At 49.0% G+C, this 24,855-nt stretch carries 39 protein-coding genes; 26 read left to right on the top strand and 13 right to left on the bottom strand.

The genetic code is table 11. The features are described 5' to 3' along the window. Positions 1 to 7: 7 nt before the first annotated feature. The 3 genes from J5224_RS01195 to J5224_RS01185 all read right to left on the bottom strand — a co-directional run bounded on the left by J5224_RS01195 (position 8) and on the right by J5224_RS01185 (position 1,904). Complete coding sequence (locus tag J5224_RS01195; protein ID WP_264623601.1) at positions 8 to 1,258, bottom strand: phosphoadenosine phosphosulfate reductase family protein; 1,251 nt, start codon at positions 1,256 to 1,258, stop codon at positions 8 to 10. 14 nt (positions 1,259 to 1,272) lie between these two features. Further along, positions 1,273 to 1,566: a lambda phage CII family protein gene (locus tag J5224_RS01190; RefSeq protein WP_264623600.1), complete on the bottom strand. Its 294-nt coding sequence runs from the start codon at positions 1,564 to 1,566 to the stop codon at positions 1,273 to 1,275. 131 nt (positions 1,567 to 1,697) lie between these two features. After that, on the bottom strand, positions 1,698 to 1,904 hold the full coding sequence (locus tag J5224_RS01185; RefSeq protein ID WP_264623599.1) for a Cro/CI family transcriptional regulator: 207 nt from the start codon (positions 1,902 to 1,904) through the stop codon (positions 1,698 to 1,700). A gap of 102 nt (positions 1,905 to 2,006) precedes the next feature. On the opposite strand from J5224_RS01185, the gene J5224_RS01180 reads away from it, so the two are divergent. The 21 genes from J5224_RS01180 (at position 2,007) to J5224_RS01075 (ending at position 11,980) form a co-directional block, all read left to right on the top strand. Further along, a complete protein-coding gene (locus J5224_RS01180; protein ID WP_264623598.1) occupies positions 2,007 to 2,726 on the top strand; it encodes a LexA family protein in 720 nt (239 codons plus the stop codon). 58 nt (positions 2,727 to 2,784) lie between these two features. After that, positions 2,785 to 3,747, top strand: coding sequence for a hypothetical protein (locus J5224_RS01175; RefSeq protein ID WP_264623597.1), 963 nt, complete (start codon positions 2,785 to 2,787; stop codon positions 3,745 to 3,747). A 736-nt stretch (positions 3,748 to 4,483) separates the two neighbouring features. Then, positions 4,484 to 4,762: a hypothetical protein gene (locus tag J5224_RS01170; protein ID WP_264623596.1), complete on the top strand. Its 279-nt coding sequence runs from the start codon at positions 4,484 to 4,486 to the stop codon at positions 4,760 to 4,762. Positions 4,763 to 4,846: 84 nt separating this feature from the next. After that, positions 4,847 to 5,095, top strand: coding sequence for a hypothetical protein (locus tag J5224_RS01165; protein WP_264623595.1), 249 nt, complete (start codon positions 4,847 to 4,849; stop codon positions 5,093 to 5,095). Between the two features lie 7 nt (positions 5,096 to 5,102). Next, complete coding sequence (locus tag J5224_RS01160; RefSeq protein WP_264623594.1) at positions 5,103 to 5,444, top strand: hypothetical protein; 342 nt, start codon at positions 5,103 to 5,105, stop codon at positions 5,442 to 5,444. A gap of 672 nt (positions 5,445 to 6,116) precedes the next feature. After that, positions 6,117 to 6,677, top strand: coding sequence for a hypothetical protein (locus tag J5224_RS01155; protein WP_264623593.1), 561 nt, complete (start codon positions 6,117 to 6,119; stop codon positions 6,675 to 6,677). A gap of 162 nt (positions 6,678 to 6,839) precedes the next feature. Further along, on the top strand, positions 6,840 to 7,151 hold the full coding sequence (locus J5224_RS01150) for a hypothetical protein (RefSeq protein WP_264623592.1): 312 nt from the start codon (positions 6,840 to 6,842) through the stop codon (positions 7,149 to 7,151). Next, a complete protein-coding gene (locus tag J5224_RS01145; RefSeq protein ID WP_264623591.1) occupies positions 7,144 to 7,323 on the top strand; it encodes a hypothetical protein in 180 nt (59 codons plus the stop codon). Before J5224_RS01150 ends, J5224_RS01145 begins: the two co-directional genes overlap by 8 nt. A gap of 83 nt (positions 7,324 to 7,406) precedes the next feature. Next, positions 7,407 to 7,742, top strand: coding sequence for a hypothetical protein (locus tag J5224_RS01140; protein WP_264623590.1), 336 nt, complete (start codon positions 7,407 to 7,409; stop codon positions 7,740 to 7,742). An 8-nt stretch (positions 7,743 to 7,750) separates the two neighbouring features. Continuing rightward, positions 7,751 to 7,915, top strand: coding sequence for a hypothetical protein (locus tag J5224_RS01135; protein WP_264623589.1), 165 nt, complete (start codon positions 7,751 to 7,753; stop codon positions 7,913 to 7,915). Between the two features lie 48 nt (positions 7,916 to 7,963). Continuing rightward, a complete protein-coding gene (locus J5224_RS01130; RefSeq protein ID WP_264623588.1) occupies positions 7,964 to 8,152 on the top strand; it encodes a hypothetical protein in 189 nt (62 codons plus the stop codon). Next, the gene (locus tag J5224_RS01125) at positions 8,149 to 8,469 is read left to right on the top strand and encodes a hypothetical protein (RefSeq protein WP_264623587.1); all 321 of its coding nucleotides are present in this window, start codon (positions 8,149 to 8,151) and stop codon (positions 8,467 to 8,469) included. Before J5224_RS01130 ends, J5224_RS01125 begins: the two co-directional genes overlap by 4 nt. After that, positions 8,466 to 8,981: a hypothetical protein gene (locus J5224_RS35740; protein WP_413544626.1), complete on the top strand. Its 516-nt coding sequence runs from the start codon at positions 8,466 to 8,468 to the stop codon at positions 8,979 to 8,981. Before J5224_RS01125 ends, J5224_RS35740 begins: the two co-directional genes overlap by 4 nt. Then, on the top strand, positions 8,978 to 9,601 hold the full coding sequence (locus J5224_RS01110) for a lambda exonuclease family protein (RefSeq protein WP_264623585.1): 624 nt from the start codon (positions 8,978 to 8,980) through the stop codon (positions 9,599 to 9,601). The genes J5224_RS35740 and J5224_RS01110 overlap by 4 nt, the downstream gene beginning before the upstream one ends. Before the next feature lie 17 nt (positions 9,602 to 9,618). After that, complete coding sequence (locus J5224_RS01105; RefSeq protein ID WP_264623584.1) at positions 9,619 to 9,816, top strand: ANR family transcriptional regulator; 198 nt, start codon at positions 9,619 to 9,621, stop codon at positions 9,814 to 9,816. Continuing rightward, positions 9,809 to 10,015, top strand: coding sequence for a hypothetical protein (locus J5224_RS01100; protein WP_264623583.1), 207 nt, complete (start codon positions 9,809 to 9,811; stop codon positions 10,013 to 10,015). The genes J5224_RS01105 and J5224_RS01100 overlap by 8 nt, the downstream gene beginning before the upstream one ends. After that, a complete protein-coding gene (locus tag J5224_RS01095) occupies positions 10,012 to 10,278 on the top strand; it encodes an antitoxin (protein ID WP_264623582.1) in 267 nt (88 codons plus the stop codon). The genes J5224_RS01100 and J5224_RS01095 overlap by 4 nt, the downstream gene beginning before the upstream one ends. After that, entirely contained in the window at positions 10,275 to 10,526 is a 252-nt protein-coding gene (locus J5224_RS01090) for a hypothetical protein (RefSeq protein ID WP_264623581.1), read from the top strand. The genes J5224_RS01095 and J5224_RS01090 overlap by 4 nt, the downstream gene beginning before the upstream one ends. Next, on the top strand, positions 10,527 to 10,712 hold the full coding sequence (locus tag J5224_RS01085; RefSeq protein WP_264623580.1) for a hypothetical protein: 186 nt from the start codon (positions 10,527 to 10,529) through the stop codon (positions 10,710 to 10,712). Between the two features lie 5 nt (positions 10,713 to 10,717). After that, positions 10,718 to 11,776, top strand: a complete 1,059-nt coding sequence (locus tag J5224_RS35735) for a hypothetical protein (RefSeq protein ID WP_413544625.1) — start codon at positions 10,718 to 10,720, stop codon at positions 11,774 to 11,776. A 39-nt stretch (positions 11,777 to 11,815) separates the two neighbouring features. After that, on the top strand, positions 11,816 to 11,980 hold the full coding sequence (locus tag J5224_RS01075; RefSeq protein WP_264623579.1) for a hypothetical protein: 165 nt from the start codon (positions 11,816 to 11,818) through the stop codon (positions 11,978 to 11,980). A 744-nt stretch (positions 11,981 to 12,724) separates the two neighbouring features. Here the strand turns inward: J5224_RS01075 and J5224_RS01065 are convergent. The 4 genes from J5224_RS01065 to cspG all read right to left on the bottom strand — a co-directional run bounded on the left by J5224_RS01065 (position 12,725) and on the right by cspG (position 13,921). Further along, a complete protein-coding gene (locus J5224_RS01065; RefSeq protein ID WP_264623578.1) occupies positions 12,725 to 12,907 on the bottom strand; it encodes a hypothetical protein in 183 nt (60 codons plus the stop codon). 80 nt (positions 12,908 to 12,987) lie between these two features. Beyond that, positions 12,988 to 13,221, bottom strand: coding sequence for an ash family protein (locus J5224_RS01060; protein ID WP_413544631.1), 234 nt, complete (start codon positions 13,219 to 13,221; stop codon positions 12,988 to 12,990). A gap of 274 nt (positions 13,222 to 13,495) precedes the next feature. After that, a complete protein-coding gene (locus J5224_RS01055; RefSeq protein WP_264623682.1) occupies positions 13,496 to 13,690 on the bottom strand; it encodes a hypothetical protein in 195 nt (64 codons plus the stop codon). Between the two features lie 18 nt (positions 13,691 to 13,708). Then, positions 13,709 to 13,921 carry a cold shock protein CspG gene (gene cspG / locus J5224_RS01050; protein ID WP_195314187.1) on the bottom strand — a complete coding sequence of 71 codons (213 nt, stop codon included), beginning with the start codon at positions 13,919 to 13,921 and terminating at the stop codon, positions 13,709 to 13,711. Positions 13,922 to 14,530: 609 nt separating this feature from the next. On the opposite strand from cspG, the gene J5224_RS01045 reads away from it, so the two are divergent. The 4 genes from J5224_RS01045 to J5224_RS01030 all read left to right on the top strand — a co-directional run bounded on the left by J5224_RS01045 (position 14,531) and on the right by J5224_RS01030 (position 19,108). Next, positions 14,531 to 15,469, top strand: coding sequence for a DUF1266 domain-containing protein (locus J5224_RS01045; RefSeq protein ID WP_264623577.1), 939 nt, complete (start codon positions 14,531 to 14,533; stop codon positions 15,467 to 15,469). Positions 15,470 to 15,726: 257 nt separating this feature from the next. Continuing rightward, the gene (locus J5224_RS01040) at positions 15,727 to 16,470 is read left to right on the top strand and encodes a hypothetical protein (RefSeq protein WP_264623576.1); all 744 of its coding nucleotides are present in this window, start codon (positions 15,727 to 15,729) and stop codon (positions 16,468 to 16,470) included. 199 nt (positions 16,471 to 16,669) lie between these two features. Then, the gene (locus J5224_RS01035; RefSeq protein ID WP_264623575.1) at positions 16,670 to 18,106 is read left to right on the top strand and encodes an MFS transporter; all 1,437 of its coding nucleotides are present in this window, start codon (positions 16,670 to 16,672) and stop codon (positions 18,104 to 18,106) included. Positions 18,107 to 18,550: 444 nt separating this feature from the next. Next, complete coding sequence (locus J5224_RS01030; protein WP_264623574.1) at positions 18,551 to 19,108, top strand: hypothetical protein; 558 nt, start codon at positions 18,551 to 18,553, stop codon at positions 19,106 to 19,108. Between the two features lie 72 nt (positions 19,109 to 19,180). Here J5224_RS01030 and J5224_RS01025 read toward each other — a convergent pair whose 3' ends face one another. After that, complete coding sequence (locus tag J5224_RS01025; protein WP_264623573.1) at positions 19,181 to 19,450, bottom strand: hypothetical protein; 270 nt, start codon at positions 19,448 to 19,450, stop codon at positions 19,181 to 19,183. After that, complete coding sequence (locus J5224_RS01020) at positions 19,450 to 20,535, bottom strand: alkene reductase (RefSeq protein ID WP_264623572.1); 1,086 nt, start codon at positions 20,533 to 20,535, stop codon at positions 19,450 to 19,452. The genes J5224_RS01025 and J5224_RS01020 overlap by 1 nt, the downstream gene beginning before the upstream one ends. A gap of 547 nt (positions 20,536 to 21,082) precedes the next feature. On the opposite strand from J5224_RS01020, the gene ypdK reads away from it, so the two are divergent. Then, on the top strand, positions 21,083 to 21,154 hold the full coding sequence (gene ypdK / locus J5224_RS01015; protein WP_195314225.1) for a membrane protein YpdK: 72 nt from the start codon (positions 21,083 to 21,085) through the stop codon (positions 21,152 to 21,154). 122 nt (positions 21,155 to 21,276) lie between these two features. On the opposite strand, the gene J5224_RS01010 is transcribed toward ypdK, so the two are convergent. The 4 genes from J5224_RS01010 to gspL form a co-directional block, all read right to left on the bottom strand. Then, positions 21,277 to 22,122, bottom strand: a complete 846-nt coding sequence (locus J5224_RS01010) for a prepilin peptidase (RefSeq protein WP_264623571.1) — start codon at positions 22,120 to 22,122, stop codon at positions 21,277 to 21,279. Between the two features lie 127 nt (positions 22,123 to 22,249). Continuing rightward, positions 22,250 to 23,035, bottom strand: a complete 786-nt coding sequence (locus J5224_RS01005) for a type II secretion system protein N (RefSeq protein ID WP_264623570.1) — start codon at positions 23,033 to 23,035, stop codon at positions 22,250 to 22,252. Further along, positions 23,025 to 23,537, bottom strand: a complete 513-nt coding sequence (locus tag J5224_RS01000; protein WP_264623569.1) for a type II secretion system protein M — start codon at positions 23,535 to 23,537, stop codon at positions 23,025 to 23,027. The genes J5224_RS01005 and J5224_RS01000 overlap by 11 nt, the downstream gene beginning before the upstream one ends. Then, positions 23,534 to 24,853, bottom strand: a complete 1,320-nt coding sequence (gspL, locus tag J5224_RS00995; protein WP_264623568.1) for a type II secretion system protein GspL — start codon at positions 24,851 to 24,853, stop codon at positions 23,534 to 23,536. The genes J5224_RS01000 and gspL overlap by 4 nt, the downstream gene beginning before the upstream one ends. Between the last annotated feature and the right edge of the window lie 2 nt (positions 24,854 to 24,855).

Here is a 24,855-nt window from a genome sequence, read left to right as displayed (position 1 = left end):
TTATCTCCTATTCACAAAGGCCGTAACGTGATGAGCAAACTTCTGTATCAAGGCTAGCTTTAACAAGGTCGTAAACCTTGCCCCCCCGCCCTGTTTTGGCCCACTCAACAACCTCATCGACATTCGGTGAACCCATGCCGCCGCGAGGCCCATAAAACCCCGACCACTCGATGTGCTGAATGTCAGGCTCTAAACCATAGATTTGTTTTTCATTGCCAAGACGCTTAACGCCCATAGCCCGCATCCAAGCCTGATCAAACGTCCCTACGCTCATCCAGTGAACCCAGCGGGAAGCAAGGCGCACTTTTTGCTCCCATTCCTTGTGTCGCTCTTGATATTCAGGCCACCTCGCCGCCGTCTCTGCTATTTCCTGCTTGTTGCATAGGACGCAGTTCATGCACCCGACGCGATCAGCGCCTTGCAGGTACAAAGGATTTGGCTTGATGCCGAAATATTTATGCAGGGCGAAAACATCTGCCGCCGTCCATTGATGGATGGGGAGAAAGTTGTAAAGAAAATCGGGATCTCGATTGTCTTTGTCAAACCGCTTGTATGCGGCTCTCTTCGTTGATTCCTGCGCTCTCACGCCGGACCACTGAACAACGACTTCGCCGTCATCAATCAGCGGCTTTATCACAGCGTCATAGACGATTTGAATTTTTAGCTCGTCAGTACAAAACCGGTTGCGCAGTTGCGGGAACTGACCATGCAAAAGAGCAGCATCGAGAAAGCTATTCCCTGATGGATGCAGTACTGACAGAGCAGCATCGAGCGCGGTTTCAAACTCAATACCCCAGCGTTCAGCCGTCTTTAACCATGCCTGACCAAACTTTGTATCTGAACGGTCCAGCGATGGCATGACAACGCCACGATATGCTCCGAGACGAATTGTCTGCTTTGTTTTCCATCCGGCGATAACCCTCTCTCTGCGTTTAGAAAATTCAGCCTCGGTATAAATTCGCTTTACCACCTCGACAGGGTTACTGCCAATTTGTAGATGGATGTTTCTAGCAAAATCAATCGTAAGGTCATGCTCGTTATCGGTATCCGCCATTACTGAACGGACGCGATCGCCAAAAATGTGGTGGGCAATAGTTGCTGTCGTGGTGCTGTCTTTGCCAGCGGAGAAATTAACCAAAATTATGTGGTCATCAGGGACGCGGAACTCGCGCAGATAGCGCGTGTAGGCCGCTTTAATCTCCCTGACCATTAGCGATATGTCTGTCGGCACAATAATTGCCGCTGATTCATTACTCATGTATAATTGTCCTGTTAGAAATCTATTGAAATCTGAGAGTCATCGGTTGCCGCCGATGGCTTTTTCTTTTGCGTCAGAATCAACGCAACTTGCTTAGCCAGATGCGCTAGCTCGTCGTCGTTAACTCCCCATTCCAACACCGCCAGAAGTAAGCTCATGCGCGGTATAAGAGACTCTTTCCACCGGGTTATCTGTGAAGGATTTACGCCCACTAAATCAGCAATAGCGCTTACCCCTTTCACAGCAATTTTGTTAAGCAAAGCACTCTCGATTTTCAGAGCGTCTTTGCGTGTCTTTGCGTTATCCATTCGGTACTATTTTCCTGTTGTTAATACGTGACAAAGCCGTAGCTGGGCCACGTTGGTTCGTGTTTGTTTTATTGAATTAGCTTTGCAGCTTCGTAGGGCTCCGTGCCCGTTTTGAAAAGAGCGAGGGTTACTTATGCAGCTTGATAATCACGACGATTACTTGGGAAGGGCTTTAACTCCTCGGCGGAGATAGTCCCATCTTCATTCACGATAACCGTGATATCACGCTGAGAAGATATGGCTTTAAAAATTGCACTTTGATAGACGCCAAGATCGTTAGCCGTCTTGGTCTGCCCAAACTTAAGAGCGTAATCCTTAAGCTTAATTCGTTGCTTCATCGGAGCCTCCTTTGTACTTAGACCTAATTATCACCGCTAGAGGTAAATTAGTCAACACATGCGGTGTTAGTTAAATATTCCACGCGGTGATAAATTTACGCCATGACACAGAAAAAGAAGCCACTAAGCCCAGAGCAGATTGAGGACTCCATGCGCCTTAAGGCTCTTTACGAGGCAAAAAAGAGCGAGCTTGGGCTATCCCAAGACTCAATAGCCTATGCATTAAACGTTGGCCAGTCGGCCATTAATGCACTATTGAATGGTGTAAATGCGCTAAACCATGCCAACGCCGCTGCAATAGCGAAGGTATTAAAGGTTGGAGTGGAAGATTTCAGCCCATCAATTGCGCGCGAAATTTCTGATATGTATGAATCGGTTAACTTAAAATCTCGGCCGATTACTCACTATGAATACCCTCTCTACGCCGATGTTCAGGCGGGTGACTTTTCAGATGCTGGGACGTATACCAATGGTGATGAAAAGGGTTGGGTTGCTACCACCAAAAAAGCAAGCGATAAAGCTTTTTGGCTTGAGGTATCAGGGCACTCGATGACCGCACCACAAGGCAGTAAACCAAGCTTTCCAGAGGGGATGCTGATACTTGTGGATCCAAAGGAAGATGTTGAGAACGGTGATTTCTGCGTAGCTGGTATCTTTGGCGATTCCGAGGTGACATTCAAAAAGTTCGTTCGTGAGGATGGTAAGCCGTGGCTTGAACCACTAAACCCCAACCCGCGCTACCAGAGCATTGAGTTCACTGAGAATTGTCGCATCATTGGCAAAGTGGTTAAAGCTCAGTGGCCGGAAGAGACATTCAAGTAGCCACGGCAGTAGGTGGGTGTGGGGGAAAGTCATACATTAATCTTTCAAGGAGGGTACCATGGAAAAAGACAAGAAAATCAAAAGCATTAATGATTTAATGGCTATTGAAGGTACCACCCCAATGCAGCAGGAACTATTCCATATTGAGCGTCAAATTGAAATTGATGGCGTTGAAATGGGTGTTCTCGAAAATGGGGTGCCATTTCTAACAGGCCGTGGACTTGAAAGGATGTGTGGCGTAGGTCACGGCCCATTTTACCGGCTAACTAACAATTGGAAAGAGGAAAAATTAAGGCCGAGAGGGCAAGAAATACAAAAGATTTTAGAAACATACAACTATCATGAAGATGAGCTTTTCATTCGCGCTGAAAGCAATGGAAGAGAGGTTAGCGCATTTTCAGAACCAGTTGTAATGTCCCTTGTGGAATACTATGCATTCGTTGCTGATGAAACAAGAGATCAGGCCGCACACGCATTCAGAACCCTGGCAAGAACGAAATTTAGAGAGTTTGTTTATCAAGCAACTGGTTACAATCCAGAACAAAAAATGCTTGATAGTTGGCGACACTTTCATGACCGAATTGATCTTACTACAGATAAAGTTCCTGACGGCTACTTTTGCGTATTCCGTGAAATAGCATCCATGATTATTCCAATGATTCGCTCTGGGGTAATGGTCAATGATAAGGTCATTCCTGACATTTCAGTTGGTAGGTTCTGGAGTGAGTTTTGGATAGAAAATGGGCTTTCTGATGAATTTGGCAAACGGATAAGTTTTGACCATGAATATCCAGACTACTACCCCCAATCAAAAAGCAACCCACAACCATCACACGCCTACCCAGATGGCGCACTAGGCATATTTAGGGCATGGTTGAAGCGGCATTACATCACAGCTAAATTACCGAAATATCTTCTAGGTCAAACTAAAAAAGGCATGGACATCAAAGATGCAAACCTTGTTTTGGAAGCATTTGATGTTGAGAAACTACCTGCCCCCAGAGCAAGAATAAAAAAATAACCCCACCACCCGGCTCCGCGCCGGGTTTTTTTGTGCCCTACTCTCTCCCATTGATCACCCCCCCCACCCTCACCATAACTCACTGATATTCATATCGTACTATGCGGATTAACTGCCGATTATCGCGTTATTGATCAGCACCAACACCCGCACTTTTCCGTAGTTCCTGCACCTTTTCGTTACTCCTGCACCCACGCGCCCGCTGCGTAAAAAATAAATTCACAGATTAATCATGTAATTAACCACTGACGGTGATTTTTTATCTCCTGCGGTGTTGACTATAAAACCACTTGCGGTGATACTCATTTCACAGCAGGACGCTGACGAACAGAAACGGACATCACGCTCTTTATACAACGGTCAGGTAGACCTACGAGGCCGCAAGGCCGATTACCAAAGCCAAGTGTTTTGGGATGGTAGCCGGGTATCAGGCTTGTTGGTGAGGTAATGGCTCACCAAGGCGACGACGCTCTGACCAGATTCAGTTCTGGCCACCATCACCAAAGCACTTAACTGAATGAGGGTAAGAGGATGAAAAAATACTACGGTTCAAAAGTTACTGGTAAAGACCGTGATTCTCGCCGTATTGCTGGTTGTGGCCGCGATGGGCAATTTCAGCGCTCTTTCGGCTTCAAACACTCATCATGCCACTATCAGCGGATTATGGGTTGGCCAATGCAGTGACTTCACCCTGCGCCTATACGTGGGCGCATGAATGAAACCACTGGAGGTATCTATGACACGCAGAACGCCATTCACCGGAACATCAGCAAGTCGTCGCCGTGAAGCACGCAAGCATTTACAGCCGCTGGAAGTTAGCAGCAAAGAATGGGACGCAGCGCCAGAGGCTACAAAGATTGAGCTGGCCTGCAAACGCAAGGTAATGAGCAAGCCAGAAAAAGCAACGATGGTACGCGACACCCCTGTATACGACAGTGCAGACAATGTGTGCCTGCCTAATGTGTGGGTGTATCAGGCGGGATTTCGTAAATCTGAAAATGTGACAGCGAGGTAATTATGGCTCTTGACCACGGCATGCTTAATGTACCGCTCAGCAAGCGCGGTAACTTTCATAAAGAACTTGATGACCATTTAGCGAATGAGAAAAAAACTCAGGGCTCAGAAGATAAGTGATAATAAGGCAGAGTTTGAAGCAGCGCATAAAATTGCAAAAGAATTATTCGATAAAATGGACGCCGATTTAATTAAGCAGCATGCAAAGAAACTTGGAATTAAATTATCAGAGCTAAAAGAAATCTTGCGAGACTTCCGTGATATTAAACCACGAAAAGCGCCGAAAGTTTTCGAAATGTTCATCGTTAAAGACGCAACGCATATTATTAAGTGAGGCGAATATGAAATACAAAGTCGGCGGTGTCTATAAACATGTATTGAGCGACACGCGGTTTGTGGTTTTCAGTGTAAATAAAACTTTATCTGGGACGGCTGTTTGGATTCGGAGGCTGGATAATAAATTGCCTGATGATTTTGTTGGCACATGGAATTTGACAAATAATGAATGCGAAGATGTTTCTGATGTCGCAAAGGGACTTTCATCAATCGTCAAAACAGGCCATATACGGCTGTGTGACGCTAAAGAAATAATGATGAATAGATTTGGCTTGAAAATTAAAGGGAGAAGCGCGATAGATTTCATTAAATCACTTAACGACATCGCCACAGCACAAGCCGCCTAGAGCGGATTTTTTATTACATCATCGCATCAGAAGATGCGTAAGGGGTGAGTATGTGGGTTCATGAAATATTAGAGCAACATGCAATATTTGACGGTAAGCCATGATTTCATGGACGGCTCACTAATTATTAACACTCTCAATCATAAATCATACGGCGGAACGCCTGCGACGATGCGCGAGGCGAATTCTGACCCTGACATGAAAGACCCTAAGCGCTATCTCGTCAGGGTAACGATTGAGTACGAAGAAGTTAATTAACCACGCCAACACCAGAGAATACCACGCCGCAATAGCGGCTTTTTTTACGCCTAAATTCTAAGGAAGCCGCTATGAGCGACGAGAAAATCATTACCTATAAAGGTTTTAACGCAAGCATGCGGTGCCGTGGATATCAATTCGAAATCGGCAAGACATTCGAGCACAAAGGCGACGTTGAAGCCTGTTCATCTGGCTTTCATGCTTGTGAGTATCCGCTTGACTGTTTCGGTTACTACGAGCCGGGAACGTCCGTTTACGCTACCTGCGAGCAAGAGGGTGATTTATCCCGGCATGAAGATGACAGCAAAGTTGCTAGCCGGAAAATCGCCATCAAAGCGGCAATCAATATCGCCGGGTTAGTGAAAGCAGCAATCGAATACACCACAGAGCGGTGCGACAAAAAGAAAGGCGATCATGTTAAGGGCAACCGGTCTGCATCGTCAGCTACGGGCAACCAGTCTGCATCGTCAGCTACGGGTTACCAGTCTGCATCGTCAGCTACGGGTTACCAGTCTGCATCGTCAGCCACGGGTGACCGGTCTGCATCGTCAGCCACGGGTTACCAGTCTGCATCGTCAGCTACGGGTGACCGGTCTGCATCGTCAGCCACGGGTGACCGGTCTGCATCGTCAGCCACGGGTTACCGGTCTGCATCGTCAGCCACGGGTTACCAGTCTGCATCGTCAGCCACGGGTTACCAGTCTGCATCGTCAGCTACGGGTTACCAGTCTGCATCGTCAGCCACGGGCAACCAGTCTGCATCGTCAGCTACGGGTTACCAGTCTGCATCGTCAGCTACGGGTGACCGGTCTGCATCGTCAGCCACGGGTTACCGGTCAAGCAGCGAGATCACTCCAGCAGATGACGGAAGAGAATTACACGCTGTCGCCTCCGCGCTTGGGGAAGAAAGTAAGGCCAAAGCACCAGCAGGATGCGCGATTGTGTGCGTATACCGAAATGATGATGGTGAGTTGATTCACATCCGAGCAAGCAAGGTTGGTGATAACGGTATCAAGCCAAATGTATTTTACACGCTGAATGAAGACGGTGAATTTGTAGAGGCTTAATCGTGTATCTAACCAAAGATGATTTCTATCACATGGCGGTGTTTATACGCCTAGTTGGGAGTAAGTGAAGATGAGCAAAGAAACAGATATACCAGAATTTTTGGGGACCAATGGCCCTTGGGTTGCTTCGAAAAGCGATCGTAGCATCGGGCCTGTTTGCAAAGATGATGACCAGTCATACGGAATGATATTGCCGGTAGCATGGGTTGAGTTTGATTTGGACCATAAATGCCAGCGAGCAAACGCAGACCTAATCTCGGCAGCCCCAGAAATGCTTAAAGCACTGCAATTCATTCAGCCATGGATTCCAACGCAAGATGAAGAGGCGGTTAAATTAGTTGATTCTGCAATTAAAAAAGCTTTAGGAGGCGAAAGTGAGTAAAGAGACATGTGCTTACGAAGAAATAATTAATGCACTGGCCTTTTATTTGGGGGATGGCGTTCATCATGCCAGTGAAGCGTCGATTCGCGAGGTCATTGGTCAGGAGCATGATCCGATACAGGTGATTGCCGATGCTCTCGATGACTATCGCGCAAATATTAAAACCGAGTAACAGCCCAAGCCGTTATTACGATAGCGGCTTTCATACCCATGCTGCTACCAGGCGGCATAGTTATGAATAAACAGGAGGGAGTGATGAGTGAAATTAAAGAAGAGAAAACAGTTTGGCTGACATTGACCAATGACGATTTAACTGAGGGTCGCGGCTATCAGCGAGTGCTTCATGTTTGCGAGACAGAAGAAACAGCAATCCGTCTTGGCAAGAAGAAATACGTTCAGGGAAGCAACTGTCCGGTAGAGAAATCAATTGCTGTAAAAATTGGTCATGAATGGTTTGTGCCGGGGAATATTGAAAGTGAGTCAACGGATGACAAAAAGTTGCGACTTATAAATGAATCCCGTAACGCAGTGATTGAAAAAATGCGTCAGGCTGGTTTTACCGAAGAAGAAATATCAAAACTGAACAAGTGAGGATAGAAATGGAGAAAGAATTACGCGATAGCTTTGAAGAAGCGGCGAAGCCATTAATCAAGTGGCTGGCTGAAAACGTTCACCCGCATCACACAGTAATTGTTAGCAGCAATCACGCGGAATTGCTTCAAGCAGAAATTGGATTTCCTACAGATGAATTTCTGAAAGACTAATCCAGCGCACCCGCATTACCTACTAATTAATCAATCAGGAGTTACCCAATGGCATATACCAATGTCGGGGCTATCCCTATGGGTAGCTCAGAGATAGTCATAGAATTCGATCCGATTAAATCAATCGAACATCACTTTTCAAATATCGTCACCTGCCAGAGCTTCAAAAAGAAAAGTTGGCTGCAACGGTTATTTGAGCAACTTATCGCAGCGGTTAATCAAAAGGGCCACCCATGAAAACTCTTTTGCCACCATCGATAACCATTGATGACTTAGACGAAGAGTTGAAGTCATTGAGCGATGCAGAAACGGAATACGTTAACAGTATCGCTGACGAGTTTATTTATACAGCCATGCACTCAGGCGGTAACTCAAAAATACTATCAGCATGGTCATCGGTATTTAGCGATTCTCTGAATAGCAAATCTCAGGATGAGGCTGCTTATGACAACATCCACAAGAAATACATTACTGACATGTGTTATGTGGCTGCAATTAAGCAGATGAAGATGGAACGCAGAGACAGATACTTTCAAGGGGAGGATGCAGCATGAGCGAACAGGCCAAGACGCACTACAGAAAGGCGTTCGATTCGCCTTATCTCAGCAGCGCTGACATTGTGGAGCCAACAGTTTTAACGATAGCAAAAGTAACGCTAGAAACGGACAAAACCAAGAAGACAAAGGACGTCTTCAACACAGCATATTTTGCGGAGAAGGAACTGCGACCGGGCGAAAAATTGAAGCCGATGATTCTCAATGCTACGAACAGCAAGACTATGAAAGCGCTGACCGGTTCGCCCTATATTGAAGATTGGTCTGGTACGCGAGTGACGGTTTATGTCGATACAAAGGTACGTTTCGGCAATAGCTCAGTGGAAGGACTGCGCATAAGCCCTACCCGCGTCACCAAGCCAGTTTTGACACCGGCATCTATTCAGGCATGGAACAACGCCAAAGCAGCCTATAAACGCGATGGAGACTTGCGCAAGGTGCTTGAGCGCATGGATATGTCCGAGGAACACCGGAAGCAGCTTATTAGCGAATGCAGGGAGGCGGCGGAATGATTTGGCATGACATCCAGCAGAACACCGAGGAATGGGAAGCGCTGCGCGTAGGAAAGGCAACAGCATCTAATTTCGGGTTAATCATGGCTAACGCAGGGAAAGCGTTTGGCGACCCAGCAAAGCGCTATGCGCTCCAAATTGCACTGGAGCAAATCAAAGGCTGCAAGTCGGAATTCAGCTTTTCAAATGAGCACATGGAGCGTGGTCACGAACAGGAGCCGATAGCACGGATGCTGTATGAGGACATTAACTTCATCGGTGTCGATAACGGCGGTTTCTTTGACCACGATACATACGGTGACAGCCCGGATGGATTGGTGGGTAGTGACGGCGTGATAGAGATTAAATCTGTTATCGCCCCCACCCACTACGCAACATTGCAGCGCGGTAATTTCGACCCTGCATATCGCTGGCAACTGGTTGGTCACCTTGATTGCTCGGAAAGAGACTGGGTTGATTTCGTAAGCTATTGTGCAGACTTTCCAGATGGCAACCAATTAATTGTCTACCGCCTAAATCGTGATGATTGCATGGATGAAATAAACGCTCTAAGGGAAAGAAGAGAGCAATTCCTATCGCTGATAAGTGAAGTAAAGCGAACGATATTAAATCGCATGTAATAATCAGGAATAACCCCATGAATGACCTCTACTTAACAGCGGCTAAGACAGCCGGTGAACTCGAACGCGCATGTAAATACGCTCAGGCTAAAGTAGCTTGGATTGCAGCAGAGGAATATGCGCGCGGTAAATTCAAGAAGTATTGCAATATCCGCGCTGAGTTTTGCGAGAAATTCGGCTCCCGGCTTGAATCGTGGAGTAATGAAAATGGCTGATATTATCGACGAAGCAAACGACCTCACGGATTTAAATATTCAGCACGCATTAGCCAATCGAAAGCCTCCGATGATATTCACGGGTAAATGTCGCAATTGCCGTGGTGACATAAAGGCTGGCCTGTTCTGTGACGAATACTGCCGTGACGATTACGAAAAATTAAAACGCGCCCAACAATTGCGGGAGGGGAAGGTGTGAAAAAGTACATCGTTATTCATCAGCGACTTTGGTGCAACGAAAGCGGTCATGGAATTCAATATTCATCTGACATTGAAGAGTTCAGCACGCGAAATGAAGCAATCAGTAGCGGATTTAAAATAACTGAATCTGACGATTTCAATATTGGCGTAATTGAAAATGGTCTGCTGGTTTCCTTTGACTGGATGGAAAAATCTTTGGGGGAAACGCAAGAGACAATGGACAAAATCGCGGAAGAAATCGGACTGGAGCGTGCAGCATGACCAACAAACCGATTAGTGAAGAGAAGTATCTGATGGCAGATGCCGTTGTTGCTATGGCTGAACGCATCTCATCCCTTGAGCAGCAGTTAGCAGCAGAGCGGGCGCGCGTGGTGAGGTTGCCGCCGATTTACCCGTGTCTTTGTGCGAATAGCGATATTGTCGACGGCAATCACGCAGGGCAGCGTAGTTATCGTGAGGATGTCATTGAAGCTCTCAAAGCCGCGAAAATACCGGTTGAGGGGGAATAGATGGGGTTTACCGTGAAACAGTTGATTAAAGAACTTCAGCGAATGCCTCAAAACGCTCCTGTGGTCTGGCAAGACCATGAGCAGGCCGATGATGAAGATAACGAAATCAATTCGGCGGTTGGTACTTGTACAGAGGCTGAGCATATTCACGTAAACGGCAAGAAAGCCGTCATATTGAGATGGTGAACACCATGACTGATTTAAGCAAAGAAAGGCTGGAAAAAATAGCGTCGTGGCGTGAAACGTATGGCGCTGACAGCAACGTAATGATTCCGGCAGCAGAAGCGGAGGAACTAGCACGGCGAGAGTTACAGCGACGTGAGGCGGCGGAGAAGCCTGTAGCGTGGCGCCCTGATCATGACCCAGTAACGGGCCGAGAATTCTTCCTGTGGATTGAGCATCCGACGCTTGGCTATGTGCCGACATATGGCGGCCCATACGACAGTTACACGCTACCAGAGCGTGATTCTGATGGGGAATTTGTTGTACATCGCTATGACCACGATGAGGGCGCGTGGGTTGATGACGAGGTGCTCAGCTATCAGGTGGTTGATGATTGGTTGCCGTCCAATCAAGTGGAACTTGACCAGTACGTGAAGGATAACGCCCCACCCCTGCCTGTAGTGCCGGATGAGATTGACGAGAGAATGAAAGCAGCAGGGATGCTGTCAGCCGTACAAATTATCGAAGGCCAGCCACTGGATGCATTTATAAAGCATTCCGGTGTAGTTGATATGGGAACTTTATTGCAATGGTCTGAAATGCGCCGTGCAGAGTTTCTGAGAATGCAGTCTCAATACGACTTGGGTGATAAAGATAAGACAGATGATATGTATGAGTGGGTTATCGCTCACTCTGCCGCCTTCTCTGAGCTTCACATCAATATCCGCGCCGCAATGCTCCAGTTGTCCGGTAATTCCGAACAAGTGAACCATTCTGTTGATGCCACCAATATGGGCAACCATCCGGTAATTCCGGAAGGTTGGGCGCTGGTTCCTGAAAATTTAACAACAGAAATGCGAAATGCGTGGGACTCTGCACCAATGAGTGATGATGACTCCCAAAATATGCGAGATGCATACCGGGCCATGTTGTACTCCGCTCCCCAGCCACCAGCAGCAACACCAACCCGCTACATGAACCGATTCACGGGCATGTGCTTCACGCTTGAACAACAGCCCGGTGCTGATACTGATACCGATGTTTATGTGCCGCTGTATGAGCGCAAACCAGCAAAAACCACCAACTAACCAGCCTCGCAATAGCGGGGCTTATTTTTGGAGATGAAGATGGAAATTACGGTGAAGGTTACGGCAGAAGAGCTTCAAGAAATAGGAATGAGTGTTGATGATAAGGATTTCCTCAAGGGATTCATCATCGAAGATCTAGACCGTATGCGCGACTATCCCGGATATAACGTCACGGTAATTGTGGCAGATGGTGAAGAATCATGAAACGCCCAACTCCAGCAGCAACACTAGCCATAGCCGCTCTTGTAGCGGCTTTTTTGTGGGCGCTATATGCGCTATGGAGCATTACATGATCCGCATACCGTTACCCAACTGGTTATTAGCCACTGTCACGGTGGCTTTTTTATACCTGTTTAGTTGGCACATGGAGCAGAGGAACGCCCTATTCGCTTTTATCGGCGTGGCCTGTTTCGTTTGGTGCCTGGCTGAACTAGTGAAGCGTCTGGTCGAGCATTTCAGAGACAGGAGGAAACCATGACGCTATTTGAATTCGTTGTGGCGATCGCGTTCGGGCTGGCTGTGTTTCGGGTTATTTAAGTGAGGTGATGATGGAAATGCGAGATGACTCTTTTGTTGATCTGAAATTCATGATGGAAGATTCGCGCTTTGGTAAGACGTTCTTCTACTCAGAGATAAAGGCCGGACGACTACCTAAACCAACAAAAGTTGGCAGGTGGTCACGATGGGAGTACCGCGATTACAAAAACTGGAAATCTATGTACAATAAACCAACCGATCAGGAGTCGAACCAATAATTCGAACAGAATTCTACGCCAATGCGGGTAAAATATCGGGTAAAAAATTTCTCACATCCAAATATTCCCTTCAAAATCAGTCTCCAGTGGTTCCAATTCGGTTTCTGCTGGGGACGCCAGTCAACGTTCATTGCCTCGCGCTCCCAGCAAAACGCGTATTGTCCTCCTACAAGTTTACTTCATCCCATGAGTACTAATAATAGTCCCTTTCTTCCGACGTCAGGTGAAAAGCGCGATAAAGAGAGTCCAACCGTTCTGACAAAATAAAGGTAAGAATGTCTTTAGCCTCAGGGTGATCCAACTCCACCATTGCATAAGCAAGCGCGCGGCATTGATCGATGAGGTCTTCCAGTTCCAGAGGGGCGTTATCAAACATGGCATGCCCTCTCGGCCAGCAGCAAATCACCGGTTGAAAACAGATCGACACATCGTTGTGTCAGAAAGGCAGAGCAACATTCAGGCTGAGTTTGGGTAGGGGTCGCAACCATTACGGTAGTCTCCGATAGTAGTAAAGATGCCACCACCAGAGCTGCTAATCTCTAAATTGGTGGTAGCCCAGACAGGGTTAGCAGTACCGGCACTATCGGAAACCGGCCAGCCCGAAGGCTGCCCCGCCTGAGCCACCATTGTGTTACGAATAGTATTCGTAAAGTATGGATGTGCCGAGGCTACGATACAAAAAAGACGCATGGCGCGTCTGGTATCGCCGATAGTACACACAGGCTGCTAATCCCGGTTGCCGATTTTGCGACAACAGGCTGACTATACTGGTGAGCTATTACACTAACAAGTATTTTTATCCGAAGTTCTGCGGCTTGTTGGGGGAATATATAAACTGTCGTATCGTTGAAGGGTGAAATAACGTTCAGGATTGTGGATTGATACAAAAAACCACACCCCGTTCAATTAGCAATGACGCGCCAGGTGTGGTTTTATTTATACAGAGGTTTTTATTCTGAAATGATCAGAAATAATGCGCCAATGATGTTGGCGTTTTTATTAGCTGCCCAGTGTGCACAACGCTGTTGCTCGCCACTTGCATGATGGATTTGCAAAAAATGCATTTAGCACCATGCGGGTTCCACGGTGAAACGTCAAAGTGCGACGTTCTGTATTGGGAACCGTGACAACACGGACATTTTAAAAGTAATGTAGAAATAACGAACCAATCCTTTACTTACAGCGCAACCACGTTCGCGGCTGCTGGGCCTTTAGGGCCATTTTCAATCGAGAATTCAACTTTCTGACCTTCATCCAGAGTGCGGAATTCGTTGCTCTGGATTGCAGAAAAATGAACAAAAACATCTTTGCTACCGTCAGTCGGGGAAATGAAGCCAAAACCCTTATCTGCGTTAAACCATTTTACTAAACCAGTCATTTTGTTAGACATATTTATTACCTTCTTAATGAGCCTTTCGGCGAACAGGGCTTGAGAACAGGGTAGAATCAGAGCGTAAAGATGAAACTCAAAAAGAAGGGGTATCGAGGATAACTCTTAGATAGCACTTAGATGTGAGAACTGCTTTAGTAAACTGCGTTGATCATGTCTGCTTATCAAACCGACGCAGCTATTAACGCACAAAGTGGTAGGCATTGCAAGGGGTATCAAGAAATCCTGTTTTGCGCTGCGGGAGTGACACCTGCAACACGGGGGCGACGGTTGCATAGAAAATGTTTGTTTAACCGGGCAGATCTCAGCGGATTAGCATGAAAATCCGCCACAAATAAAATATTGAGACAATAATATAGCAACAGATTAAATAATTACGCCGTTCAATAAATTGCAAAAAAAGAAGCTATCACGCTGACATTGAATTATCCCTATGAAATTGTTAGATTCACGCCACATATTTTGCCAATAAGGTTATCTGGCATCACGCGGTCGCTGGATATTTACGTGTCCCCTTTCTGTTTTACTCGTTCAGGTCATGATGGAAAAGGGCCGGTTGAACTGTTTAATACCGTGGCGTTGTGCAATAGACATTTATAAGGAAATTTTATGTTTGAGATCTATAAACCTATAATAAAAAAACTGGTTATCGGCCTTGGCAAAATCGCCATTTTTTTCCTGGTCATTCATTATTCTCTCCCTTACCTTGAAAATATGCTAGGTACACGTCTTGACAGCATACATACCTATTTCCCGTGGGTAATAGGTGCTTCATTAGCGTGGGTGATCCTTCGGTTATTGCTGAATATTATAACCAACTATGGTTTCAAGGATGGCATTCCACAATTTTCCAACGGGATAGCCGCCAACATTCGCTATCCTCTGAGAGATGATGCCGATGCGTTGATCGTGAAGTTATCCGGTTTGATGGATATCTGTGATACCAGGAACAACCGCGCCGATCATGCCAGATCCTATCTCAACAGCCGTGAGGCCTACGACGTCAATCAAGCGCCAAATAAAAAAGGCATTATTGATAATTCTGCGTTTGACTATCTGATGCTGAGCTATGACATCGAAAAACGCAGCGAGCTGATCGAATTTATTGGCAAATTACTCCAATCATTGCCGGAAGAAAACAGACCGGAAGCCAAATCTGCCTACGGTGAAGCACTGGCTATTCTGGATAAATTTTCAGCGGTAACAGAAACACAGTTGGAAAAGCATCACGAAACGACGCTTCCCTACGTCGCCTTCAATTTACAACGTGCTGCCATGCTGGTTCGGTGGGGCTTCACCTGTAATATGATCAATGAAGATGAATGGGACCTGTTTAAAGCAGAAATCAATGATGCCTATCAGACCTATTTCGGCGATAGTGGTTTCGGCAAATTTACCTACGATTACCTGATTGCGGTTTATCTGTTCCACGCCAAAGATAATCTCGATATGGTTCGTGAACGCTTGTATGGATTAACTGAATTGCAGAAAAATAACTACCTTGGATTGTCATGGGAAGCGATCAATGCCCTTTCCAGCGCCAAATAATTAGTGGTTGATCGCCAACACCCTGACCCTGTTCCAGAATCTGGAACAGGGTCTATCCCCTATTCCCCTCAACGACCTACCGCGCCATTATCGCCTTATTAAGGCTCGCTACCGCCCTTGCCCACACGAACATATCGTATACAGCCTTTTCCCACTCTGTGAGATATAAAAATATGCCACTGTCCATTTCAAACCATACAATCCCCCAACACTCTCCAGTCGCCTCCCCTTTAGCACAAACCCCTTGTGCGACGCTCATGAAGGAAGCCATGAAGTCACTCCTGTCTTTTCAGTTCGGTGATTTCCGCGCCAAACTCGCAGAAATATTCAATGTGTTGACCGACACCTATGGTGAAAAACTCACGTGCTCACAGCTTAATCTTCAGTTGGATGCACTGTTTAGCAAAGAAGAGGGGTGGACCCCCTTGAGAAGGACATCGGCGTATCACGCCATAGAACAAACCGTCTATCGCAGTAGACAGATCGAAGGCACTACCTACCTGATATCTGCTCCAGCCCACGATCTACTCGATGAGCAGAGCAATACAGCAACGCTATCGGGTGGACACTCTGCCGCTGCCATGTTGGAAGAAATAAAAATAGAATTTCCAACGGGAAATATAAAAGCCTTAATGCCTATCGCACAAAGTAATCCACTCGGGTGCTTTGGGCTACGCGGCCACTTTGTGCTATGTGAGGTCGATATTAACGAGGGAAAAATCCAGACAACAACCCTGCATGACCCTAAAGCAGGGTTAATTGATGGTTTTTATCAGGGTGCTAAGCACCTTAAAAGGCAGTTTCTCAACCATAAAAATCTTGAGTTGGACAAAGGAGCTATCCCCACTGCACAGCATCACGGGCATCAGCACCTCTTGAATGGCAATGACTGTGGCCGTTATACCCTTTATTACGCGGACACTATTATAGAGACCGGCTCTTTAACGCAAACGTCAACAAAAGATGCCCTGGCTTTTTTTTCACAGCACGGCGTTACATAAACTTATGCGTCATTTGCCTGGCCACGATTTACGCAATGCAAATCAGACATGCAGTGCAATGTTTGCACCCTAAAAACCCTATCACGACTATGGATTTGTCGTTTTCCCTTGAAGCCAATAGTGGTATAACACCTTTGTTAGTGCTGTTATACCATTAAATAATAATATCTTTTTTTATTGTAACGTCAGGGGAATAATTATGGCGGTATCGGATTCCGCGCAGCAGCAAAGCAAACCCGCGTCGGCCCCCATCTCAGGTATCGCCCTGTTGGTAGCCAGCGCTTTCTTTATGGAGTTCCTTGATGGCACGGTGATCGCCACCGCATTGCCCGATATGGCGCGCGCGTTTGGCGTTTCTGCCGTTGACCTTAATATTGGTATTACGGCTTATCTGTTAACGCTGGCGGCGCTCATTCCTGCCAGCGGCTGGGTTGCAGAGCGTTTTGGTGCCAGAACCGTTTTCAGTGTGGCATTGGCGATATTTACCTTTTCATCGTTATTGTGTGGCCTGGCAGAGTCCACCACGCAGTTTGTGTTGTTACGCGTGGTGCAAGGCATTGGCGGTGCCATGATGGTGCCAGTGGGTCGACTGGTGGTATTGAGGACCACGCCAAAAGACCAGTTGATTAAAGCGATAGCCACACTCACCTGGCCCGCACTGGTGGCACCGATCATTGGGCCGCCATTGGGAGGGTTCATCACCTCTTACGCCAGTTGGCATTGGATTTTTTTCCTCAACGTGCCCTTAGGCATTATCGCCATTATTATCGCGCTGCGTTTAATGCCAAATCAGAAACCGAAAGAGAAACTGCCGTTTGATAATCGGGGCTTTCTCTCCACCGGGATCACCATGCTGTGCCTGGTTTCCGGATTGGAAATGCTTAGCCAGCAGCAGAGCCACCCGGCATATGCCTTTGCCGTCATCGTTGCCGGCATGCTCACTCTGTTTTGGGCGATAAAGCACCTGCGCACGGCGACTACACCGCTGATTCGCCTTGAGGCGTTGAGCATCCCTACGTTCCGCATAACGATGCGCGGAGGATTTGTTTTACGCGCTACCATCAGTTCCGTTCCCTTCCTGCTGCCACTGATGTTTCAGGTGGGATTTGGTATGGATGCCTTTCACTCAGGTGCGTTGGTATTGGCGGTTTTTGCCGGTAACCTGGCGATGAAACCTGCAACAACACCGCTTATCCGTTATTTTGGCTTTAAAAAATTGCTGATCGGTAACGGTATTCTTTGTGTACTCTCGTTGTTAGGCTGTGCACTATTAAGCCCCGATACGCCGCAGATAGTCACATTGGTGATACTGTTTTTAGGCGGTCTGTTTCGCTCCATGCAATTCACCGGGATCAGTTCACTGGCCTTCGCCGATGTTCCCGCGCAAGAGATGAGTTCGGCCAACACGCTTTTCAGTACCTCATTACAATTGGCTAATGGCCTCGGTATCACGCTCGGCGCGCTGTGTATTCGCTCAGGAGCCTGGCTGAGCGAGACGTTTATGCTGCCTGCCATCCCAGGCGTCAGTTTTCGCATCGGGTTTGCCATGATTGCGCTGATTACCGCGCTGGCACTCTGGGATATCATCAAGTTAAGTGCAGATGCAGGCAACAATGTTTCTCGCAAACCCAAATGATCGGCCTACACGCGAGAATCAGGTTTTTCACATCGCGCTGGCTTTAGGTTCATTGACGGTTCTGACCAATTAGCGTTGGACAACTATCAAAAAACGCGCCATATCCGCAGTTATCGTACGGAATAACGGAAATCATCTATTATTCATTTTAAGTATTAAAAAAGCTCTTTTTTTGGCCGATAGTAACTTCAAGGGTTTGTGTTCTGTGCACATACAGATAAGCTCGATGCATCAGCGGGTAATGGCTAAAGCATCGATAACCAGTGGTTGCTGGCCCGGACGTCACGCTATTAAAAACCCAAGGCGTTGAGATTGCGCATCAACATGTTAAGTGGCTGTTTTGTCAGAAATACTTTACTGACGGTTTTATTTTTTTCGCTTTATTTCAAAGTGACGTGTTGGCATTAAATACTGCCAGTAATGAATATATAAAGGAGTTATATTGTGGTTATTCCAGATATTCAGACTCAAAATCTACAAGGCGCCACTTTTCAACCTAACGTCTCTACCGTTGATGTGATCAAATCACCCAATGCGGTAGCGGCAGTCAATACTGAGAGTAAAACAGGTTCTTCATCTACTGGCTCAGACCCTTCCGACACGTTCTCTCCGGCCAACAGCACTAAGGTGACCCTCTCTTCTGACAAGGCGCGCGCTGCCCGAGGCGATGCTGCTGAGAAAAAGCAGGCCGAGCGACAACAAGATGATGACGAGGCCGCTACGGGTAATGAATATTCATTGACCATGACAGGCATTCCTCTGTTCGGTGGGAAATTGGTCTCCGTGATTAAATATCCTGATGGACAATCAGAGATGTTTGATTCGTTGACGGGAAAACGCATTTCTCCACAAGATCTGGCGCTGCTCGGTGTGTTGCATGGCGTGGATCCTGAACAGGTGCTGAACTTTGAGAGTAATGAATCCTACAGCGGGCTCACCGCAGCTGAAGTCTACCAGCGTATTCAAGAGCTGCTCGGTAAGGAAAACAGAAGCGACGTGTAATGTTGATGGCGGCTCAGTGCCCGCGCTGATATTTGCTTTATCTGCACGGGCTGCTGTATGACGCGATGCGGTTTACTCCTCTGCGTGGCAGCAAGGGCACATATGCACCTCAGCGGCGCTCATTGCGGTAACGCCCGCACAATCCCACTCGACACGCACGACTTGCCCTTCAGGGAGCGAATGGTGCAGATACTTGCTGACTGCATCCTCTGTCATTCCCGTTATCTCTTCCGTTGCTAGCAGCGTATCCCCAACATAGACCCGAGCCACCGCATGAGCCGGTTTTTTTTCATTACCTTGTAACTGATACAGGTGATTCACCGTTAATTGGATACTCGCCATCACGCACCGTCCTGGGTGCTGTCAGTAGCATCATCCAGACTGGGGTAATCGGTGTAACCGGTTCGATCGCTGGTATAGATAGTTTCTGCGTTCAAGGCATTGAGCGGTGCCCCGAGACGCAAGCGTTGCACCAGATCGGGGTTAGCGATATACCAACGCCCAAACGACACCGCATCTGCGCAACCGTCATCCAGCAGCGCCTGTGCCGATGCCATCGTCAAACCATCATTGGCAATATAGGCACCGGTAAAATGCTTACGTACCAACGGGCCATAAAGTGTGCTACCCGCAATATCTTCACGGCCAAAGATAAAGGCCAAACGCCGCGCATCAAGCTGTTGGGCCACATAGGTAAACAGCGCAGCCGGATCAGAATCCTTCATGGAGTGCGTATTGGACATCAGGTTCAGGTGCACACCCACCCGACCAGCAGGCCAAACGGTGAGCACCGCATCCACCGCGTCTAACAGAAAACGGGTCCGATTCTCAATGCTGCCGCCGTAGCGGTCCGTTCGCTGGTTGGAACCATCGTGCAGGAACTGATCGAGCAGGTAGCCATTGGCCGCGTGTATTTCTACACCATCAAAACCAGCTCGCTTGGCATTGGCAGCCGCTTGACGGAAATCTTCAACGATAGCAGGGATCTCATTGGTTTCCAGCGCGCGTGGCACTTCATACTGCTTGTAGGGACGAATCGTAGCGACGTGGCCTTCCGGTGCGATCGCACTCGGTGCAACCGGCAGTTTCCCATCAAGGTAGACAGGATCGGAGATGCGCCCGACGTGCCACAGTTGCAAGACAATTTTTCCACCGGCGGCGTGTACTCCGGCGGTGACGCGCGCCCAACCGGCAATTTGTTCATCAGACCAGATACCCGGCGTATTGGGATAGCCAACACCCTGTGCTGAGATAGAGGTCGCTTCGCTGATAATCAGTCCTGCGTTGGCGCGCTGTACGTAGTATTCCAGCATCAGCGGCCCAGGTGTTCTTTCGTTAAAGGCTTTCATGCGCGTCAACGGCGCCATCACAATGCGGTTAGGCAGCGTCAGTTCGCCGATAGTGACGGGCTCGAATAGATTCGGCATAGCATTTTCCTTTCTCAGAAACCGGCTTCATAGCAGGTTTAAGCAACCCTAATGTGTCTGGTGTTTTATCACGGCACTCACGTTCGCTTCGCAACAAATAGTGCGAGACAAATCACATTATAGGGTTAAAACGCCTCTTTGGAGCCAGTATTATCCACAACGATAATGAGAAGCGATGGAGGGTAAGATGAGTGAACGACAACGCGCAATTTCAAATGCTTTTTCTGGGTTGATCCCCTTTCTCGCGTTTTCCTGTCAATGGTGCGATTATTGGTAGCATTAATCGCCACCGCATGCCTTTTTTTCCTTTAAAGACGCTCTCGAACAGGCTGCTTTTTAATGCTATTTATTGCATTTTCCTCCTTCCCCCTATTGATATTCAACCCCCACCAGGCGTAGATTTAGCGCCGATTCCATCATAATGGGCATGCCCTGTTATGACAGACGGAAAGCCCTCGCTCTGCGTCGGTTCGCAGGGGTAAATGCTTTCCAAAAAGACGCACAATCGGAATCGTTGCAGGCGTATGTTTGCTGGAGATGACAATCAGTGAAGTATTTTTTTATGGGTATCTCATTCATGCTGATGGTGTGGGCGGGTACTTTTATGCTGATGATTTAGTGACAGGTCATCGCAAGTTCGATACCAAACAGCATAAATAAATAAAATCGAATAAATGAAATGAATAAGGGCTGAGTGAATAATCACTCAGCCCATTTTGTTGGTGTCGTTTGTGAAAAAAGTCAGAAAGAGAAACCGGGGACAAAAAGCAGAATGCCACCGCTTATCGCCAGCCAGGGGCCAAACGCCAGCGGCTGATCGAAATCGCCCCCACGCCGCCATCGCCACAGGCAGGTCATCACTAAACCGCCCAATGCCGCTAACAGCACCAGTTGCGGTAGCGCTTGCCATCCGAGCCAGGCACCGAGTGCTGCCAGCAGTTTGAAATCACCCGCCCCCAACGCATCTTTGCCCGTCAGGGTTTTAAACAACCAGTAGACCACCCACAGGGCAAAGTATCCAGCCATGGCACCAATGACAGCACTCTCCAGTGGCACAAAAGCATCGCCAAGATTGATTAACAATCCAAGCCATAACAGCGGCTGCGTCAACGCATCCGGCAGCAGCATAGTCTCAGCATCAATCGCCGCCAGCGCAATAAGAAAGGCAAGCAGTGTCAATGCCCCCAGCAGCGAGGCGCCTGGTGGCCACAGGCTGCCAGCCGCCACAAACAGGATCCCGGTTGCCGCTTCCACCAGCGGATAGCGCCACGCGATAGGCTGATTACAGCAGCGGCTGCGCCCGCGCAGCACCAGCCATCCCAGCACCGGCACGTTATAACGCAACGCGATCGGTTGGTGGCAGTGTGGGCAGTGGGAACGCGGCCACCACAGATCATAGCGGGTCTGTGCAAGCTGTACGTCGCCATCAACGTTCAAGGCGGCTTCATCACGCCACTGCATTTCCAACATGACAGGCAGGCGATAAATCACCACGTTCAGAAAGCTACCAATGACCAACCCCAACACCAAAAGCGCACTGCACCAGAGCAGAGGATACGCTTCCGAAAACGCTACCAGTTGTTCCACGCCGTGCCTCGCATATCATCATCCTCGTAATGGTTGGCATCGCCTTGACGCGCTATCGTTTCACAGGCTGCAAGGAGCAACAACCGGTAAAACATTCACAAATGCAAGCTTGTGCACCCGCACGCAGTTAAAGCACCAAACGCCCCTGAAAACGCAACAAACGGCCACCTTGCGTATCAGCGTTACCCTGCGTGGACAAAATACGCCCAATCGCTTGCGGCATGGCGTCACCGCTCGCTACTCTCCCATCAAACTGGTATTCCCCACTGGCCGCCAAACTCCCCTTACCCGTAATTTGCACATAGGGCGATTGCTGGCGCAGCGCCATTTCCAACCGGCCTTCACGGCAGTTAAGCTGTACCTGCGGCTGAGCCAGCGCAATCGTGCCAAGCGGTGTGCCTAACGTCGCATCCTGCCAGTTCAACGTTGCCGACAGTGATTGGCATCCGCGCGGATCGACAACGGCGTGTTGTAGTCGCAATTGCACGTTCCCTTGCGCGCTGATGGGGACAATGAGCGGCAGCTTATTCACCACGTAGGCAGCGGGAACAGACACCTGCCACTGAAACAGTTGTGCCTGCTGCCAGCCTCGGATCACGCCTTTTCCGCGCGGCCCGTTGGTACTATCGAAAGCCACCGCCAGCGCGGGCATCAGGTCAGAGAAGGTGACATCCCAGCTCACCGCACCCACCTCACTACCGCGCCAGCGAACCGCATCAATCTGCCCATGCCAGACAGTGCCGTTGATACCACTAACCACCACATCCGACGGTAGCCACCGCGTCAGCAAGCGAGCGGGTGCATCTAACGCCAAGAAAAACAGATAGCCCAGCATCAGCACGAGCGCTCCCAGCACTCGCATTTTGAAGGTTCGCCCCTTATTTGCGTCGCGATTGAGAGCACTAGCTTTCATTGGCACGCTCCATCACCAGTTTGCTGATATCCACCCTGCCGGGCGCACCGTCCACCGCATTCATGTCGAGTTGCAGCACGCTAACGCCCAACTGTTCCATCTCCCCCAGCCACTGCATCAGCAAGGTAAAATCACTGCGCTCCAGCGTCACAGCAACCTGATTCCCTTGCGGTTGTAACCGTGTCGCTTTCAAGCCATAGCGGCTGCTGCTTTGCGAAATCAGCACAGGCAAACTGACATGACGCGATTCTGCCGCCAGAGGTGTCGAGGGCGCAGCGGCCTGTGCGATACGCGGTGCTTGCTGACGTAACCAAGTGACCGTTTGTTGCTCCCTGACCAGCGTGCGCTGCCACAGCTCACTGCGCTGCTGCCAGGGTTGCCACAGCAAGAAATAGCAGGCGGCCAGCGCCAACGCACTGCCCGCCAGCATCAGCAGCCGACGCTCACGCGGTGTAATGCTGAGCCAATAGTGGTGCCACTGCATCATGACGGCGTTTCTCATGGCTGCCCCTTTAACGTCATCTGTGCTTCAACGCGTGAGCCATTCTGGCGAATTTCACCGTGTTGGATTTGGTAATAGGTTTCAGCTTGTTGCTGGAACTGCTCCAGCTCAGGATAGGCCGGTGCGCTGTAAGCCAGACGAATTTCCCGCCGGTTACCGTCATAGGCCAGCGTGGTCAGGCGTATGTCCTGATTTTCGCCCAGCAGCGCCTGTAAGCGATTCATGGATTGCAGCAGACGCGGCGTATCGCGCTCACCACCAGCCTGCTGTAAATGCTGTTGCATCTGCACCCGAGGATTTACGACCTGGGTTTCTGCCGGGAATATCTGGCGATAAACGCGTACGCTTTCTTGCTGCCAGTAAGTCGCTTGTTGATACAACTGGTAATGCTGCCACGCAGCATCGGCCAGCAACAACAGCAGATAGCAACCAGCCAGCGCCGTTACCCCACGCCAAGCATTCCACCCGTTACGCCATGCTCTCACCGGTGCGAACTCCCCCTGATCCAACCCTGACAGGGACAACGTCGATACCTGTGCCGCCAATTGCAGCAGCGGCGTGGCGGGTTGAGGTGCCCAGATACCGGTGGATGGTACCGGGGTGCTATAGCTGTCACCGTGCAGAACCGGCATCTCTGGGTCGACGTCATCCCCTGCGTCATCGGGCTCATCAGTGGGATGGGCCTGGGGCAATGCGGCCAGCAACGCCGCATGCCAGCTCTGCTCTGCCGCCATGCCATCGCCGGTTGTGTGACGAAACAGCCACAGATCGCGGTGACAGAGCGCACTGAGCCCCGTGACGGGCAAAGGCAGCGCCATCACATCCGGCAGGATGATATCCGGTTTGATAGAAAGCGCGGTGCACAGCGCCATCCAGTGCACCATCTTGCTCTTTGCAACGACAGCAACCGTCGCACGATCGCCGTCCCAGGCCAGTACGGCACAGTGTACAGTTTCCACATCAACGGCCAGGCGTTCTTCCAGCATAAACGGCAGTGCCTGCTGTAGCTGGCGGCGAGCCTGTCGGGCAATCGTCAGCGAGTGAAACGTCACGGCGGTCGTCGGCACCAGCACGGTGGCAGAGTGAATGCCCGGATACCCCGCCAGCAGTTCGTGCAATTGCGCTACACTGCCCTGCCCTTGCATGACAACGCGCCCCTCACGACCGTGCGCGATCAGCCATTCAACATCCGACTCATCGCCTGCCAGCCGCAGGATCAGGCGCGGCTTGTCAGACGTTCGCACACTGTCACTCATCTGGCGTGAAGCGGTCAGCGCACGGCCGGGCACTATACGTTGAAAATTAAACGTCTTCATAC

This window comes from Candidatus Symbiopectobacterium sp. NZEC135, from assembly GCF_025962695.1.
Note: the sequence above shows the minus strand (reverse complement) of the source record. Positions and strands in the feature narration are given on the sequence as shown.

Bases quoted from the DNA above. Each gene is read 5' to 3' on its own strand.
- J5224_RS01170 (WP_264623596.1), top strand. From the start codon at position 4,484: ATGACACGCAGAACGCCATTCACCGGAACATCAGCAAGTCGTCGCCGT.
- J5224_RS01090 (WP_264623581.1), top strand. From the start codon at position 10,275: ATGACCAACAAACCGATTAGTGAAGAGAAGTATCTGATGGCAGATGCC.
- J5224_RS01020 (WP_264623572.1), bottom strand. From the start codon at position 20,535: ATGCCGAATCTATTCGAGCCCGTCACTATCGGCGAACTGACGCTGCCT.
- J5224_RS01045 (WP_264623577.1), top strand. From the start codon at position 14,531: ATGTTTGAGATCTATAAACCTATAATAAAAAAACTGGTTATCGGCCTT.
- J5224_RS01065 (WP_264623578.1), bottom strand. From the start codon at position 12,907: ATGTTTGATAACGCCCCTCTGGAACTGGAAGACCTCATCGATCAATGC.
- J5224_RS01130 (WP_264623588.1), top strand. From the start codon at position 7,964: ATGGCATATACCAATGTCGGGGCTATCCCTATGGGTAGCTCAGAGATA.
- J5224_RS01165 (WP_264623595.1), top strand. From the start codon at position 4,847: ATGAGAAAAAAACTCAGGGCTCAGAAGATAAGTGATAATAAGGCAGAG.
- cspG (WP_195314187.1), bottom strand. From the start codon at position 13,921: ATGTCTAACAAAATGACTGGTTTAGTAAAATGGTTTAACGCAGATAAG.
- J5224_RS01185 (WP_264623599.1), bottom strand. From the start codon at position 1,904: ATGAAGCAACGAATTAAGCTTAAGGATTACGCTCTTAAGTTTGGGCAG.
- J5224_RS01040 (WP_264623576.1), top strand. From the start codon at position 15,727: ATGAAGGAAGCCATGAAGTCACTCCTGTCTTTTCAGTTCGGTGATTTC.
- J5224_RS01105 (WP_264623584.1), top strand. From the start codon at position 9,619: ATGAATGACCTCTACTTAACAGCGGCTAAGACAGCCGGTGAACTCGAA.
- J5224_RS01025 (WP_264623573.1), bottom strand. From the start codon at position 19,450: ATGGCGAGTATCCAATTAACGGTGAATCACCTGTATCAGTTACAAGGT.
- J5224_RS01085 (WP_264623580.1), top strand. From the start codon at position 10,527: ATGGGGTTTACCGTGAAACAGTTGATTAAAGAACTTCAGCGAATGCCT.
- J5224_RS01005 (WP_264623570.1), bottom strand. From the start codon at position 23,035: ATGAAAGCTAGTGCTCTCAATCGCGACGCAAATAAGGGGCGAACCTTC.
- J5224_RS01195 (WP_264623601.1), bottom strand. From the start codon at position 1,258: ATGAGTAATGAATCAGCGGCAATTATTGTGCCGACAGACATATCGCTA.
- J5224_RS01035 (WP_264623575.1), top strand. From the start codon at position 16,670: ATGGCGGTATCGGATTCCGCGCAGCAGCAAAGCAAACCCGCGTCGGCC.
- gspL (WP_264623568.1), bottom strand. From the start codon at position 24,853: ATGAAGACGTTTAATTTTCAACGTATAGTGCCCGGCCGTGCGCTGACC.
- J5224_RS01060 (WP_413544631.1), bottom strand. From the start codon at position 13,221: ATGCGTCTTTTTTGTATCGTAGCCTCGGCACATCCATACTTTACGAAT.
- J5224_RS01160 (WP_264623594.1), top strand. From the start codon at position 5,103: ATGAAATACAAAGTCGGCGGTGTCTATAAACATGTATTGAGCGACACG.
- J5224_RS01000 (WP_264623569.1), bottom strand. From the start codon at position 23,537: ATGAGAAACGCCGTCATGATGCAGTGGCACCACTATTGGCTCAGCATT.
- J5224_RS01175 (WP_264623597.1), top strand. From the start codon at position 2,785: ATGGAAAAAGACAAGAAAATCAAAAGCATTAATGATTTAATGGCTATT.
- J5224_RS35735 (WP_413544625.1), top strand. From the start codon at position 10,718: ATGACTGATTTAAGCAAAGAAAGGCTGGAAAAAATAGCGTCGTGGCGT.
- J5224_RS01110 (WP_264623585.1), top strand. From the start codon at position 8,978: ATGATTTGGCATGACATCCAGCAGAACACCGAGGAATGGGAAGCGCTG.
- J5224_RS01190 (WP_264623600.1), bottom strand. From the start codon at position 1,566: ATGGATAACGCAAAGACACGCAAAGACGCTCTGAAAATCGAGAGTGCT.
- J5224_RS01140 (WP_264623590.1), top strand. From the start codon at position 7,407: ATGAGTGAAATTAAAGAAGAGAAAACAGTTTGGCTGACATTGACCAAT.
- J5224_RS01125 (WP_264623587.1), top strand. From the start codon at position 8,149: ATGAAAACTCTTTTGCCACCATCGATAACCATTGATGACTTAGACGAA.
- J5224_RS01155 (WP_264623593.1), top strand. From the start codon at position 6,117: ATGTTAAGGGCAACCGGTCTGCATCGTCAGCTACGGGCAACCAGTCTG.
- J5224_RS01075 (WP_264623579.1), top strand. From the start codon at position 11,816: ATGGAAATTACGGTGAAGGTTACGGCAGAAGAGCTTCAAGAAATAGGA.
- J5224_RS01135 (WP_264623589.1), top strand. From the start codon at position 7,751: ATGGAGAAAGAATTACGCGATAGCTTTGAAGAAGCGGCGAAGCCATTA.
- J5224_RS35740 (WP_413544626.1), top strand. From the start codon at position 8,466: ATGAGCGAACAGGCCAAGACGCACTACAGAAAGGCGTTCGATTCGCCT.
- J5224_RS01100 (WP_264623583.1), top strand. From the start codon at position 9,809: ATGGCTGATATTATCGACGAAGCAAACGACCTCACGGATTTAAATATT.
- J5224_RS01180 (WP_264623598.1), top strand. From the start codon at position 2,007: ATGACACAGAAAAAGAAGCCACTAAGCCCAGAGCAGATTGAGGACTCC.
- J5224_RS01150 (WP_264623592.1), top strand. From the start codon at position 6,840: ATGAGCAAAGAAACAGATATACCAGAATTTTTGGGGACCAATGGCCCT.